Below are 13,445 nucleotides of genomic sequence, written 5' to 3' on the forward strand. Positions count from 1 at the left end.
CTTGACTCTCGTGCCGTTTGCCCTTAATTGCTGGCCGCAAATCTGTAGAGCGAGCCCTTTTGAGCCGCCGACCAGCCCGAGAGGCTGGAGGTCAACGTCCGACAGCGCGATGCGCCCTCGGGCGCGCTTTCATTTGGGTTTCTCCACAACACAGACCCTCGTCCTGAGGAGCCTGCGGAGCAGGCGTCTCGAAGGAGGGTCCAGCGGGCGCTGGAGACGCCTCGTCCTTCGAGACGGATTGCCCACGCAATCCTCCTCAGGATGAGGCTGCGAAGGTGCCAAGGGATGAACGGATGTCGGACAAGGCCTTGCGTATCGAGGACGCGATCAACGAGACCTGCCCGTGGTCGGGACAACCGATCGCGGCGGATTCGCTCACCCTCTATCGCGGCGAAGTGGTCGGCTTCTGCAATCCCGGCTGCCGCGACAAGTTCGAGGCGGCCATAAGCCACTTTGAAAAAGCCCTTGAGGATCGCGATGTACCTCTCATCGCAAGAGGAATTGAGTGATCATGTTCGAAGGCCTGTCCGATAAGCTTTCCAGTATCCTCAACGGGCTGACGCGCCGCGGCGCGCTCACCGAGGAAGACGTCAACGCGGCCCTGCGTGAGGTCCGCCGCGCCCTGCTCGAGGCGGACGTGGCGCTGGAGGTGGTGCGCTCGTTCACCGACAAGGTGCGCGCCCGTGCGGTCGGCGCCGAGGTGGTGAAGTCCGTCTCGCCCGGCCAGCAGGTGGTCAAAATCGTCCACGACCAGCTCGTGGAGATGCTGGGCGCGGACGCGGAGGTCATCAGCCTCAACGCGGTGCCCCCCGTGGGCATCCTCATGGTCGGTCTCCAGGGCTCGGGCAAGACGACGACCACGGCCAAGATCGCCCGGCGCCTGAAGGATCGCGAGAGCCGCAAGGTGCTCATGGCCTCCCTCGACACCCGCCGCCCCGCCGCGATGGAGCAGCTCGCGGTGCTGGGCAAGCAGGTGGGCGTCGACACGTTGCCGATCGTCGCCGGCCAGTCGGCGGTGCAGATCGCCCGGCGTGCCATGGAAGCCGCTCGTCTTGGCGGCTACGACGTGGTCATGCTCGACACCGCCGGCCGCGTCACCGTGGACGAGGCCCTGATGGTGGAGGCGGCCGAAGTGCGCACCGCCACCGGCCCGCACGAGGTTCTGCTCGTCGCCGATGCGCTCACCGGCCAGGACGCGGTCAACACCGCGCGCGCCTTCGATCAGCGCCTCGGCGTCACCGGCATCGTGCTGACGCGAATGGACGGTGACGCCCGCGGCGGTGCGGCCCTGTCGATGCGCGCCGTGACCGGTAAGCCGATCAAACTCATCGGCACGGGCGAGAAGGTGGATGCGCTTGAGGAGTTTCATCCGTCGCGCGTCGCCAATCGCATCCTCGGCATGGGCGACATCGTCTCGCTCGTGGAAAAGGCCGCCGAGAATTTCGACGCCGAAAAAGCCCAGCGCATGGCCGACAAGATGCGCAAGGGCAAGTTCGACCTGGACGACCTGCGCGACCAGCTCGCCCAGATGGAGAAGATCGGCGGCATCGGCGGGATGCTCGGCATGCTGCCCGGCATCGCCAAGATGAAGTCGCAGCTCGAGAACGCCAATCTCGACGACAAGGTCATCAAGCGCCAGCGCGCCATCATCGATTCCATGACGCCAGCCGAGCGCCGCAACCCCGACATCCTCAAGGCCTCGCGGAAGAAGCGCATCGCGGCCGGTGCCGGCATGAAGGTCGAGGACATCAACAAGCTCCTCAAGATGCACCGCCAGATGGCCGACATGATGAAGATGATGGGCGGCGGCAAGGGCAAAGGCATGGCCGGCCAGCTCGGCAAGATGTTCGGCATCGGCGGGGGCGGCATGGGCGGCATGCCCCAGCCGACGCCGGAACAGATGGAGGCCCTGCAGAAGCAGATGGGCGGCAAGCTGCCCGACTTCCCCGCTGGCGCCGGCGGTCTTCCGTCGATGCCGAAGGGTGTGCCTGGTCTCCCAGGTTTGGGCAGCGGCAAGATCCCGGGTCTTCCCGGCATCGGCGGCTTCCCGTTCGGGAAGAAGAAGTAAGCGATGATGTCGGCTGTGACGCACCAGAAGAGTGAAGCGGGCGCTGAGCTGCAGCGCCTGCGTGACTCCATCGACAATCTCGATGCGGTGCTCGTTCACACGTTGGCTGAGCGCTTCAAGTGCACACAGAAGGTGGGAGAGTATAAGGCTCGCTACAGCCTGCCTCCCGCTGATCCGATCCGTGAGGAAGCCCAGATCAAACGACTGCGCTCCCTCGCTGAAACCGCGAAGCTCGATCCCGACTTCGCTGAAAAGTTCTTGGCCTTCATCGTCAAGGAAGTCATCCGCCATCATGAGGCCACTGGCACGGTTGGCGGTTTAAAAACTGAAGCACTAGGAGAATAGAATGTCCCTGAAAATCCGTCTCACCCGTGGTGGTGCGAAGAAGCGTCCCTACTACCGCATCGTCGTCGCCGACTCGCGCTCCCCGCGCGATGGCCGCTTCATCGAGAAGGTCGGCACCTACGACCCGATGAAGCCGAAGGATGATGCCGGCCGCGTCGTTCTCGAGACCGAGAAGATCCAGGCCTGGCTCGCCAAGGGCGCCCAGCCGACCGACCGCGTCCTGCGCTTCCTCGATGCCGCCGGCCTCATGAAGCGCCCGGCCCGCAACAACCCTGAGAAGGCCGTCCCGGGCAAGAAGTCCCAGGAGCGCGCCGACGCCAAGGCCGCCGCGGCTGCCGCTCCTGCCGGTGAAGGCGAGGCTGCGTAAGCATCCCGATGAAGCGGGGGCGTTCGAACAAGCAGGACCTTCGCCCTCTCCCCGCAGCGGGAGAGGGTGGCCCTCGCGTCAGCGAGGGTCGGGAGAGGGGCCGTACTCAGGTGAAGAACGCCCCCTCTCCCGGCTCGCTCCGCTCGCCCCCCTCCCCCGCACAGGGGGGAGGGGGTGCGGCGGCTCTCCGAGACGAGCTCGTCCTTGTCGGCGAGTTCGGTCGTGCCCATGGCCTGAAAGGTGAAGTGCGGCTGAAATCCCATACGGGCGATCCGCGAGCGATTGCCGATTATCGGCCGCTGATTGCCAGCAACGGCAAAATCTATTCCCTCAAGAGCGTGCGGGCCGCTCCCGGCGACGCACCTGATCTGCTCATCGCCATCGTCGACGGCGTCACCACGCGCGAGGCTGCGGAAGCCCTCAACCGCGTGCAGCTCCACGTCGAGCGCGACAAGCTCCCGCCGCCCGACGAGGACGACGAATTTCTGTTGGCCGACCTGATCGGCTTATCCGTTCAGACGGAAGCCGGCGACATCATCGGCACTGTTGTGGCGGTGCCCAATTACGGCGGCGGCGACCTTCTTGAAATTGCCCCCGTGCAAAAGGGGCCCACGGCGCTCCTGCCGTTTACCAAAGCCTTCGTGCCGGTGGTCGACATCGCGGCAAAGCGCATCGTGGCAGCAGCACCCGACGATCTGTTCGAGCCGGCCAAGCCTCAGCCCGAGGACGAGGCGTGAGCTTTTCCGCCACCATCCTCACCCTTTATCCGGACATGTTCCCAGGCCCGCTCGGGATGTCGCTCTCCGGCGATGCGCTGGCGCGCGGCGTGTGGTCGTTGGAAGCGAAGAACATCCGCGACCACGGCCTCGGCCGTCACCGCACCGTCGACGACACGCCGGCGGGCGGCGGTCCCGGCATGGTGATCCGCTGCGACGTGCTAGCCTCTGCCATCGATGCGAATGTAGCAGCCGACGATCCGCGCCCGAAGCTCCTCATGAGCCCGCGCGGAAAACCGCTCACGCAAGGCTACGTGCGCGAGCTGGCCGCCGGTCCCGGTGTGGTCATCGTGTGCGGCCGGTTCGAGGGCGTGGACGAGCGCGTGATCGAGGCGCGCGGCCTGCAAGAGGTGTCCATCGGCGACTATGTGCTCTCCGGCGGCGAGATGGCCGCCATGATCGTGCTCGACTCATGCGTGCGGCTTCTGCCCGGCGTCATGGGCAAGGAAGCCTCGGGCACGGAGGAGAGCTTCGAGTCGAACCGCCTCGAATACCCGCATTACACGCGCCCCCGCGAGTGGGAGGGGCGGCCCATTCCCGACGTGCTGCTCTCCGGCAACCACGCCATGATCGAGCGCTGGCGCCATGAGGAATCCGAGCGCATCACGCGTGAGCGGCGGCCGGACTTGCTGGAGAGGTGAAGCGGCTCTGCCTGCGGAACGTCGCATGCGGTCCGTGGATTAATGAGGCGGGGCACCCGATCATGGGAGATCGACATGGTCAGCCGCATCATCCTTGGGACAATCCTCACTCTCATTTCCGTCAGCCCCGGCTTGGCCGGACCCTGCACGCAACGGCTCGCTGAACTGGAGAAATCCATCTCTGCGCGGCAGGAGGGAGCCGGCCCTGCGATCGATGCGCCCGCGACCACAGGCTCTGCAAATCCGAGCTCGCCCTCTGCGTCAGGCCAAGGTGTGAATGTCACGGCTCAGAACCAGGGCCACAACCAGGCCATGCAGATGATCCAGCAGGCGAAGCAGCTCGACCAGCAGGGCAAGGAAGCCGAGTGCATGGACATGGCCGGCAGGGCTCAGGCCCTGGCGCCGCCAGCTATCAAGTAAGCAGCAGGTTTACTCGTCATCGATGCTGCCGTGAACCGGTGAGGCATGGCAGCATCGCGGACTGTCGGCTTCGAACGCCCTCACGTCTTGGCGGGCCGTGCATGCTGCCCCATGCCGGAGCGGTTCATACTCAGGCGCCACTTGAGATTCACCCCGGCGCTGCCGAGCAGGATCAGCCCGATGCCGCTCCATTGGCCGAGCGTCAGGTCGCGGCCATAGGCGACGTAGTCCACGAGAATGGCGACGGCCGGATAGGTGAACGAGAGCACGGCGATGATCGGCGTCGGCAGCTTCTGGAGCGCCGCATAGAGCAGGATGTACATGATGCCGGTGTGCACCACGCCGAGCACTGCCAGATATCCCCATGGCAGGAAATTTGTCGGCAGGTTGGAGAAGTTGGCCAACGGCAGGAGCATCACGGTGCCGAGCATGGCTTGCATGAGGGCGATCACATGCGGCGGGATTCCTTTGAGCTGTTTCACAATGACGGACGCCACCGCATAGAGGAAGGCAGCGCCCAGCGCCTGCAGAAGCCCGATTCCATAGCCGCTGCTCCAGGAGAGGCCGCCGGCCTCGACCTGGGTGACCATCAGAAGGCCCACGAAGGCAAGCGCAATGAAACCGAGCGCGTCTCCGGTCGGCCGCTCGCCGAACAGGATCATCCCGAGCAGGATCAGGAAGAAGGGCTGCGTGTTGTAGACGGCCGTCGCAACCGAGATCGACGCATGCCCGTAGGACGAGAACAGCAGCACCCAGTTGAGCACGATGGCCGCACCGCTCACAATGGCGAGCATCAGCGTCCGGGCGGAGAACGGCCAAGGCGCGAGAAGCCCCTTCGCCCAGCAATAAGCAAACAGGCTCAAGGCCCCGAACAGGCAGCGGAAGAACACCACGTTCCAGACGCTCTGGCCCGATTCGACGACGAAGTACCCAATGGTGCCCGAGAGCGCCATCGCGGCGATCATCTCAAGCCGTCCCGACAACCTAACTTGCGATCTCATGGCTGCGCCTCCTGTCATGAGGGCAGAACTTTATCTTTTGCCGGGATCGGCGTACTTTCAGGATCGAAAGCAGCTTGAACGATCGGCCTTCGAAGCAATGGCAGTTTCCGCAAGGAACCTTAAAAGCAGAAACTCGGTTCTGGACGAGATCGATCAAGCGCTGATCGCGCTCCTGAGCGACAATGCCAGGCTCTCCCACGCGGAGCTCGCCCGCAGCGTCGGCCTGTCGCCTCCGAGCGTCGCGGAACGGCTGCGGCGGCTAGAGGAGGACGGCGTGGTCAGTGCCTATACCGTCGAACTCGACCCGAAGGCCCTGGGCTACACCCTCACGGCCATCGTGCGCATCAGGCCCCTGCCGGGACAGCTGCACCACGTGGAGAAACTCCTGATCGAGAGTCCCGAGGTCATCGAGTGCGATAAGGTGACCGGGGACGATTGCTTCGTGGCGCGCTATCTCCTGCGCTCCATCGACGAGCTCGACCCGATCCTGGAGCGCATTGCGCAACGCGCCCAGACCAGCACCTCCATCGTCAAGGCTTCCCCGGTCAAGCGCCGGCTGCCGCCCGTTCCTTGACGCGGCTTCGGCGTCAGGGGTGGGCGTTGGCTGCCAGCCTTGCCCCGAAGGTCTTCAGGTATTTCATGCCCGTGTCGCACATGACCGTCACGACAGTGGCTTCCGGCCCCAGCCGTTCGGCGAGCCGCAGGGCTGCGACGACGTTGGCGCCCGTGGACGTGCCGGCGAACAGGCCTTCCTCGCGGGCGAGGCGGAACGCCATCGCCATGGCTTCCTCGGTCGAAACGCGTTCAATTGCATCGGTCATCGCTGGCTGCCAGAGCGGCACCACGTAGCCTGCCCCGATGCCGTCGATCTTGTGCGCGCCGGATAGGCCGCCGGAGAGGACCGCCGACTCGGCAGGCTCCACGGCGACGATCCGAATGTCGTCGCGACGGCCGCGCAACCCCTCGGCAATGCCGCGCAACGAAGCCGCGGTGCCGACGCTCTGCACGAAGCCGTCGATGCGACCGCCCGTCTGCTCCCAGATCTCGTCCGCCATCCGATGGTAGGCGGCGAGCTGGTCCCGGTTCTTCATCTGGTCGGTCCAGAACGAGCCTTTCGCCTCCGCGATGATGCGGGCCTGCTCGATCATGTCCTTGGTGAGCTTTTCCGTCATGCGCCCGCCGTCGCTCTCCACGATATGGAGCGTCGCCCCGAGCAGCCGCATGTGATCGAGCTTTTCCTGAGCGAACGCGTCCGACGTCACCACGTCGAGCGGATATCCCTTCACGGCGCAGACAAGCGCCAGCGACACCCCGGTGCTGCCGCCGGTATATTCCACGACCGAGCCGCCGGGTTTGAGGCCTCCATCCGCTTCTGCCGCCTCGATCATGGCGAGCGCCATGCGGTCCTTCATGCTGCCGGTGGGGTTCTCGTTCTCGAGTTTCAGCAGAATGCACGCGCCGTTGCTCGGTACGATGTGGCGCAGGGCGATCAGAGAGGTGCTGCCGATGCGGTCGAGAATGCTGCGGGGCTGTGCGGTCATGGCTTCGCTCCAAGAACTCTGACTTCGTTAAGCCGAGGCCGCTGGCCTGTCAGGTCCGGAATCCGGACTTCCCGGCCCTTGGCCGCCATGGTAGCGCTTGGCCCATGGCAGATTACGGTCAGTTCTGTTCCGTGGCCCGCGCTCATGAAGCCATCGGCGGGCGCTGGACCCTTCTCGTGGTGCGCGAGCTTCTCTGCGGCAGCCGCCGCTTCAACGACATCCGCCGCGGCATCCCGCGCATCTCCCGCACCATGCTGTCCGAGCGCCTGCAGGCGCTGGTGCAGACAGGCGTCGTGCTGCGCATCGAGGGCGAGCATGGCCCCGAATATGCGCTCACGGAAGCCGGCCAGGAGTTGATGGGCATCGTCGGCGCGCTCGGCACCTGGGGCCAGCGCTGGATGCCGCGCAATGCTGAGGACGAAGACCTCGATCTTGAGCCTGTTTTGGTCGACATGCAGCGGCGGGTGCGCGTGGAGGCCCTGCCAAAGGAGCCGCTTGTCGTCCGCTTCGAAATCGAGGGGCAGCGCCAGCCACGCTTCCTGCTGCTGAAGGAGGCTGAGGTCTCGCTCTGCACCCAGAACCCCGGCTTTCCTGAGCCGCTCCGCGTCCGCGCCCGCCTGCCGGCGCTGGTCGCCTGGTGGCGCGGCGAAGTGAGCTTTGCCGAGGCGCAAAGGATGGGGCTGACGGTGGAAGGGCCGCGAGATTTCGCAAAGGCGTTTCCGGACTGGTTCGAGCGGTATCTGTTTGCGGAGGTCGGGCCTGCGGCGAAGACTTAAAGGCCGGTCATCCCGGACGGCGCAGCCGATCCGGGATCGCAAGACGAGTGTGGCTCCTTTCACCTCTCCCGGTGGGAGAGGTCGGACCACAGGTCTGGGTGAGGGGTTACAGGTTTATCCGGACAGGACAGTAACCCCTCACCCCAACCCTCTCCCTCAGGGAGAGGGAGATCAGAGGCCAATCCTACACGCGATCCCGGATCTACGCTGCGCTTCGTCCGGGATGACGGGAGGTGGATAGGCTCGACAACCCCCCTGAACTCCTGTATAGGCGCGGCCTCAACTTAAAACAGGACGCCGAAATCCAGCGGGTCCGGGGCTTGCCCTGAGGCCACGCAACGGCAGGAGTTAAGACCATGAACCTCATTCAGCAGCTCGAGCAAGAGCAGATCGCCAAGCTCGCCAAGACCATTCCCGATTTCCAGCCCGGCGACACCGTCATCGTCAACGTGAAGGTGAAGGAAGGCGAGCGCTCGCGTATCCAGGCCTACGAGGGCGTCTGCATCGCCCGTTCGGGTGGCGGCCTCCAGGAGAGCTTCACGGTTCGCAAGATCTCCTACGGCGAAGGCGTCGAGCGCGTGTTCCCGATCTATTCGCCCAACGTCGACTCGATCAAGGTCGTGCGCCGCGGTGCCGTTCGCCGCGCCAAGCTGTACTACCTGCGTGACCGTCGCGGTAAGTCGGCCCGTATCACCGAGCGCGTCGAGAAGAAGCCCCAGGCTGCAGCCGAGTAAGGCACGCCTTTTCCGGCAAAGTTTTGCAAAAGCGCGGTGCAAACCGCGCTTTTTTGCTGATGGACGAAGCTTTGCGCAAAGCCGGCGCGACAAAAATATAATTGCGCGTTTTATCATCTCTGCTATGCGATCGTTTCAAGGCGGTGTGCGCTCAGAGCATCTTCTCCCGAGAGTGCGAACCCGTTAAACACGCTGAAATCACCATTGTTGAGACCGTTGGAAGAGAACCATGGCCAAAGCCCGCACCCTCTATGACAAGATCTGGGACGATCACGTCGTCGATCAGCAGGATGACGGGACGTGCCTTCTCTACATCGACCGCCACCTCGTCCATGAGGTGACCAGCCCCCAGGCCTTCGAGGGCCTGCGCCTGACCGGCCGTCAGGTGCGCCAGCCGCACAAGACGCTCGCTGTGGTCGATCACAACGTGCCGACCTCCGACCGCTCGCACGGCATCGAGGATCCCGAAGCCGCCACCCAGGTGGCGGCTCTGGCCCAGAACGCCAAGGATTTCGGCGTCGAGTACTTTAATGAGCTCGACACCCGCCAGGGCATCGTCCACGTGGTCGGCCCCGAGCAGGGCTTCACGCTGCCGGGCATGACCATCGTGTGCGGCGACAGCCACACCTCGACCCACGGTGCCTTCGGCTCGCTCGCCCACGGCATCGGCACGTCCGAGGTGGAGCACGTGCTCGCCACGCAGACACTGATCCAGAAGAAGGCCAAGAACATGCGCGTGACCGTGGACGGGCAGCTGCCCGCCGGCGTCACCGCCAAGGACATCATCCTGGCCATCATCGGCGAGATCGGCACCGCCGGCGGCACCGGCCACGTGATCGAATATGCGGGCGAGGCCATCCGGTCCCTGTCGATGGAAGGCCGCATGACGGTCTGCAACATGGCCATCGAGGGCGGCGCCCGTGCCGGCATGGTGGCGCCCGACGAGAAGACCTATGCCTATCTGAAAGACCGCCCCAAGGCTCCCAAGGGCGAGGCCTGGGATGCGGCCGTACGCTATTGGGACAGCCTTCGCACCGACGAGGGCGCGTTCTTCGACTCCGAGATCCGCCTCGATGCCGCAAGCCTGCCGCCCATCGTCACCTGGGGCACGTCTCCTGAGGACGTGATCTCGGTGGCCGGCGTGGTGCCGAACCCGGACGACATCCAGGACGAGAACAAGCGTCGCTCCAAGTGGCGCGCCCTGGAATATATGGGCCTCACCCCCGGCACGAAGATCACCGACATCGCGCTCGACCGCGTGTTCATCGGCTCCTGCACCAACGGGCGCATCGAGGACCTGCGGGAGGTGGCCAAGGTGGTCGAAGGCAAGCGCGTGGCCGAGACCGTCAGCGCCATGATCGTGCCCGGCTCCGGCATCGTGAAGATGCAGGCCGAGGCCGAAGGTCTGGACAAGATCTTCAAGGCCGCCGGCTTCGACTGGCGTGAGCCCGGCTGCTCCATGTGCCTGGCCATGAACGCGGATCGCCTCGCTCCGGGCGAGCGCTGCGCCTCGACCTCGAACCGCAACTTCGAAGGCCGTCAAGGCTTCAAGGGCCGCACCCACCTCGTCTCGCCCGCCATGGCGGCGGCGGCGGCGATCGCGGGCCGCTTCGTGGACATCCGTACCTTCGGCTGATCCACAGCGTCAAAACAAAAGAAAAGGCCGTGGCTCGGGTGAGCCACGGCCTTTTTTACAAAGGAAGCTTTAGAGCCTAGTCGACATAAACCCGGCGGCCGGCCACCACCTGGCGGCAGCGCTCGACGGGACGACGGACGACGACGCCGTTCCGGCGGACGCGCTCCTCGACCACCGTGCGGCACACCGTGCGGGTGCGGGCGGGACGCACCACGCGGCGCTCGATGATGCGCTCGCGATAGGCCGGGCGGTTCTGCTCCAGGCGAACGCCGTTCGGACCGATCCGCACGTCAACGCCCTGGGCGGACGCCGTGCCGGTGCCGAGGAAAGTCAGCCCGGCCACAGCCAGGACACCGAGAATCGTACGCATTGTTGCCTCTTCAAGAATTGGTTATCCGGGGCAGTTAACGGCTGAGCCTCGGAGGCGTTCCGTTGCGAAGCCATTCACCAGACGCCATGGTGAAGCCAATGTTAAGCCGGGAGGGGACCAATGAACGACCGGGAGCGCGAGAATCGCGAAGCCTCCGAGGCCCGTGAGGCGCTGGAGCGCGTACAGCGGGATACGGAAACCCTGGGCTCCTCGGCGCTTGCCCGCATGGGCCGGCGGGCGGGCGATCATTTCGGCGCCAAGGACGCCATGGATCCGGAGGGCGGCACGGACCCGATCGAGCTCTGGGGCCGGCGCATCGGGCGCATCCTGTCCCTGATCGGCGTCGTGGTCCTCGGCTTCTGGCTCCTCGTTCAGCTCGACATTCTGTAAGACCATGACCGATCTCGCCGCCCTTCAGGCCCCCTCCCTCGACGACATGGAAGCCCTGGCGCAGGACGCCTATGCCCGCCTGCCGGAGGCGTTTCGCGCCCTGTGCGAGGGCGTGGTGATCCGGGTCGAGGATTTTCCCGATGACGAGACCATGCGTGAGATGGGCTGCGAAACGCCCTTCGATCTTTTAGGCCTCTTTCGCGGCATCGGCCTCGCTCAGGGCGGCGCCATGATGCAGACGGGGCAATTTCCAAACATGGTCTGGCTCTACCGCCGCCCGATCCTCGATTACTGGGCCGAGCACGAAGAAACCTTAGGATCCATCGTCACCCACGTGCTGGTCCACGAGATCGGCCACCATTTCGGCCTCTCCGACGAGGACATGGAAGCCATCGAGGCGGCGGCTGGCTAATCCCCTGCCGCAACCTCCTACCTGTGAAGCTCACGCATGGATCAGAACGCCGTTCGGCTCACTCCGCAGAGTGTAGCGGCCCTCAACGAAGTGGCTGCATTCCTGGCTTTGGACGATTTCGGTCCCAAGGGATCTGACGGTTTGCCGGAGAATATGGCACCTGGATCCGTCGATTGCGTCATCCTGGCAGGCAATTGCGTTCTCGAGACAGCCGAGGGTGCGTTTCGTGCCATGAAGGGCGGTGTCAGCCCCAAACTCTTGATCACGGGCGGCATCGGTCACGCAACGGAGGTTCTGCGCCGGAAGGTTGCAAGGCATCCGGCCTATCGAGCCGTGGTCACGGAGGCACGAACTGAGGCTCACATTCTTGCAGACATCGCCGAGCGGTTCTGGAGCATTGACCGCTCAAGCATTCTCATCGAGCCGGATTCCACCAACAGCGGCGAGAACGCCCGGCTCTCGCTTAAGGTTCTGGAGAATGCCGGCCTGCCGGTGAGAACGATCCTGCTCATCCAGGACCCGACCATGCAAAGGCGGGCCGATGCCACATTCCGTCACGTCTGGAGCAATCGCGCTGACCTGACGGTCCTCAACTGGCCGACATTCACCCCTCGCGTTCGCCTGGCCAAAGAGGAGCTTCAATTCGACCTGAATGGGATTGCCGGATTGTGGTCGATGGACCGCTTCCTGGCCCTCGTCATGGGAGAGATCCCCCGTTTGCGCGACGCCCCTCACGGCTATGGCCCCAAAGGCAAGGGCTTCATTGCGCATGTGGACATTCCTGAACCCATCGAAGCAGCCTATGCGCAATTGGAGAACAGCTTGGCCAGCCATTCTGTAAGACACTAAGTCATCATGCGGCTATCGTTGCCCTAGCCGATCTAGGAACCCTTTGGTATGAGGCACCTGAAAAGCGGCTCAGGCGCCGCCTGAAGGATTGAGGACCATGGACAAGTTCACCGTGCTGGAAAGCGTCGCGGCGCCGCTGCGGATCATCAATATCGACACCGATATGATCATCCCCAAGCAGTACCTGAAGACGATCAAGCGCACGGGGCTCGGCACCGGCCTGTTCTCGGAAATGCGCTACCGCGAGGACGGCTCGGAGAACCCGGATTTCGTCCTCAACCAGCCGGCCTACCGCAATGCCAAGATCCTGGTGGCGGGCGACAATTTCGGCTGCGGCTCGTCCCGCGAGCATGCTCCCTGGGCGCTGCTCGATTTCGGCATCCGCTGCGTGATCTCCACGAGCTTCGCCGACATTTTCTACAACAACTGCTTCCAGAACGGCATCCTGCCGATCAAGGTGTCGCCGGAAGACCTGGAGAAGCTCTTCGACGATGCCAGCCGCGGGGCCAACGCGACGCTCACCGTCGACCTGGAAAAGCAGGAAATCCGCGGCCCTGACGGCGGCTCCATCACCTTCGACATCGACCCGTTCAAGAAGCACTGCATGCTCAACGGCCTCGACGGCATCGGCCTGACTATGGAAAAGGCCTCCGCCATCGACACCTTCGAGAAGAAGCTCTCGGAACGCGCCTGGGCTTAAGATATCATCCTCAGTGACAGGGGATGACCGATGACGAAAGCCAAGCCTAAGGTCCTCAGCCGTGCCGATTGGGCGACTCACCCCGACCTTTTCTGGAAAGGCCATGTCGAGGGCCACGCCCTCGGCACCGGCGCGACCGTGCTCTTCTATTCCACGGAAGAAGTCGGCGGCGGGCCCAAATGGCACGTCCATCCCTACGACGAGATCTTCATCATCCGTGAGGGGCGGGCGCTTTTCACCGTGGGCGACGAGCGCTTCGAATGCGAAAAGGGTCAGGTGGTTTTCGGCCCGGCCCATGTTCCGCATAAGTTCGTCAACCTCGGCCCAGGGCGGCTGGAGACCACCGACGTTCATGTGAGCGACCGCTGGATCCAGTGCAATCTGCCCGATCCGGAGATCGAGGCCGGCTGAGCCGAGGA

At 64.4% G+C, this 13,445-nt stretch carries 19 protein-coding genes; 16 read left to right on the forward strand and 3 right to left on the reverse strand.

Annotated elements, in window-relative coordinates; genetic code table 11:
* Positions 1 to 293: 293 nt before the first annotated feature.
* From IC232_RS16160 to IC232_RS16190, 7 genes are all read left to right on the forward strand, one after another.
* Positions 294 to 509, forward strand: a complete 216-nt coding sequence (locus IC232_RS16160; RefSeq protein ID WP_190846016.1) for a glutathione S-transferase — start codon at positions 294 to 296, stop codon at positions 507 to 509.
* A 2-nt stretch (positions 510 to 511) separates the two neighbouring features.
* Entirely contained in the window at positions 512 to 2,068 is a 1,557-nt protein-coding gene (ffh, locus tag IC232_RS16165; protein ID WP_190846082.1) for a signal recognition particle protein, read from the forward strand.
* Between the two features lie 6 nt (positions 2,069 to 2,074).
* The gene (locus tag IC232_RS16170; RefSeq protein ID WP_190846083.1) at positions 2,075 to 2,413 is read left to right on the forward strand and encodes a chorismate mutase; all 339 of its coding nucleotides are present in this window, start codon (positions 2,075 to 2,077) and stop codon (positions 2,411 to 2,413) included.
* 1 nt (position 2,414) lies between these two features.
* A complete protein-coding gene (gene rpsP, locus IC232_RS16175; RefSeq protein ID WP_190846017.1) occupies positions 2,415 to 2,780 on the forward strand; it encodes a 30S ribosomal protein S16 in 366 nt (121 codons plus the stop codon).
* An 8-nt stretch (positions 2,781 to 2,788) separates the two neighbouring features.
* On the forward strand, positions 2,789 to 3,517 hold the full coding sequence (gene rimM, locus IC232_RS16180; RefSeq protein ID WP_409564934.1) for a ribosome maturation factor RimM: 729 nt from the start codon (positions 2,789 to 2,791) through the stop codon (positions 3,515 to 3,517).
* Positions 3,514 to 4,197 (forward strand): tRNA (guanosine(37)-N1)-methyltransferase TrmD, encoded by a 684-nt coding sequence (gene trmD / locus IC232_RS16185; protein ID WP_190846019.1) that lies wholly within the window; start codon positions 3,514 to 3,516, stop codon positions 4,195 to 4,197. Before rimM ends, trmD begins: the two co-directional genes overlap by 4 nt.
* A gap of 75 nt (positions 4,198 to 4,272) precedes the next feature.
* Positions 4,273 to 4,617, forward strand: a complete 345-nt coding sequence (locus IC232_RS16190; RefSeq protein WP_190846020.1) for a hypothetical protein — start codon at positions 4,273 to 4,275, stop codon at positions 4,615 to 4,617.
* An 80-nt stretch (positions 4,618 to 4,697) separates the two neighbouring features.
* Here the strand turns inward: IC232_RS16190 and IC232_RS16195 are convergent, their stop codons facing one another.
* Positions 4,698 to 5,618, reverse strand: coding sequence for a DMT family transporter (locus tag IC232_RS16195; protein WP_190846021.1), 921 nt, complete (start codon positions 5,616 to 5,618; stop codon positions 4,698 to 4,700).
* A 97-nt stretch (positions 5,619 to 5,715) separates the two neighbouring features.
* Here IC232_RS16195 and IC232_RS16200 point away from each other — a divergent pair, with 97 nt between their 5' ends.
* The gene (locus IC232_RS16200) at positions 5,716 to 6,192 is read left to right on the forward strand and encodes an Lrp/AsnC family transcriptional regulator (RefSeq protein ID WP_190846022.1); all 477 of its coding nucleotides are present in this window, start codon (positions 5,716 to 5,718) and stop codon (positions 6,190 to 6,192) included.
* A 13-nt stretch (positions 6,193 to 6,205) separates the two neighbouring features.
* Here IC232_RS16200 and IC232_RS16205 read toward each other — a convergent pair whose 3' ends face one another.
* Positions 6,206 to 7,159, reverse strand: a complete 954-nt coding sequence (locus IC232_RS16205; RefSeq protein ID WP_190846023.1) for a PLP-dependent cysteine synthase family protein — start codon at positions 7,157 to 7,159, stop codon at positions 6,206 to 6,208.
* Between the two features lie 104 nt (positions 7,160 to 7,263).
* Here IC232_RS16205 and IC232_RS16210 point away from each other — a divergent pair, with 104 nt between their 5' ends.
* The 3 genes from IC232_RS16210 (at position 7,264) to leuC (ending at position 10,305) form a co-directional block, all read left to right on the forward strand.
* Positions 7,264 to 7,935 (forward strand): winged helix-turn-helix transcriptional regulator, encoded by a 672-nt coding sequence (locus IC232_RS16210; protein WP_190846024.1) that lies wholly within the window; start codon positions 7,264 to 7,266, stop codon positions 7,933 to 7,935.
* Positions 7,936 to 8,291: 356 nt separating this feature from the next.
* Positions 8,292 to 8,669 carry a 50S ribosomal protein L19 gene (rplS, locus tag IC232_RS16215; RefSeq protein ID WP_190846025.1) on the forward strand — a complete coding sequence of 126 codons (378 nt, stop codon included), beginning with the start codon at positions 8,292 to 8,294 and terminating at the stop codon, positions 8,667 to 8,669.
* 229 nt (positions 8,670 to 8,898) lie between these two features.
* Entirely contained in the window at positions 8,899 to 10,305 is a 1,407-nt protein-coding gene (gene leuC, locus IC232_RS16220) for a 3-isopropylmalate dehydratase large subunit (RefSeq protein ID WP_190846026.1), read from the forward strand.
* Positions 10,306 to 10,381: 76 nt separating this feature from the next.
* Here leuC and IC232_RS16225 read toward each other — a convergent pair whose 3' ends face one another.
* On the reverse strand, positions 10,382 to 10,675 hold the full coding sequence (locus IC232_RS16225) for a hypothetical protein (protein WP_190846027.1): 294 nt from the start codon (positions 10,673 to 10,675) through the stop codon (positions 10,382 to 10,384).
* Positions 10,676 to 10,795: 120 nt separating this feature from the next.
* Between IC232_RS16225 and IC232_RS16230 the strand changes: the two genes are divergently transcribed.
* The 5 genes from IC232_RS16230 to IC232_RS16250 all read left to right on the forward strand — a co-directional run bounded on the left by IC232_RS16230 (position 10,796) and on the right by IC232_RS16250 (position 13,437).
* Positions 10,796 to 11,065: a hypothetical protein gene (locus IC232_RS16230; protein WP_190846028.1), complete on the forward strand. Its 270-nt coding sequence runs from the start codon at positions 10,796 to 10,798 to the stop codon at positions 11,063 to 11,065.
* A 4-nt stretch (positions 11,066 to 11,069) separates the two neighbouring features.
* The gene (locus IC232_RS16235; RefSeq protein ID WP_190846029.1) at positions 11,070 to 11,477 is read left to right on the forward strand and encodes a metallopeptidase family protein; all 408 of its coding nucleotides are present in this window, start codon (positions 11,070 to 11,072) and stop codon (positions 11,475 to 11,477) included.
* A gap of 36 nt (positions 11,478 to 11,513) precedes the next feature.
* On the forward strand, positions 11,514 to 12,326 hold the full coding sequence (locus tag IC232_RS16240; RefSeq protein ID WP_190846030.1) for a YdcF family protein: 813 nt from the start codon (positions 11,514 to 11,516) through the stop codon (positions 12,324 to 12,326).
* Positions 12,327 to 12,423: 97 nt separating this feature from the next.
* Complete coding sequence (gene leuD / locus IC232_RS16245) at positions 12,424 to 13,026, forward strand: 3-isopropylmalate dehydratase small subunit (RefSeq protein ID WP_190846031.1); 603 nt, start codon at positions 12,424 to 12,426, stop codon at positions 13,024 to 13,026.
* A gap of 30 nt (positions 13,027 to 13,056) precedes the next feature.
* Complete coding sequence (locus tag IC232_RS16250; protein ID WP_190846032.1) at positions 13,057 to 13,437, forward strand: cupin domain-containing protein; 381 nt, start codon at positions 13,057 to 13,059, stop codon at positions 13,435 to 13,437.
* The last annotated feature ends 8 nt before the right edge of the window (positions 13,438 to 13,445 follow it).

This window comes from Microvirga sp. (assembly GCF_014699075.1).
In the GTDB taxonomy this organism is placed as follows: domain Bacteria; phylum Pseudomonadota; class Alphaproteobacteria; order Rhizobiales; family Beijerinckiaceae; genus Microvirga.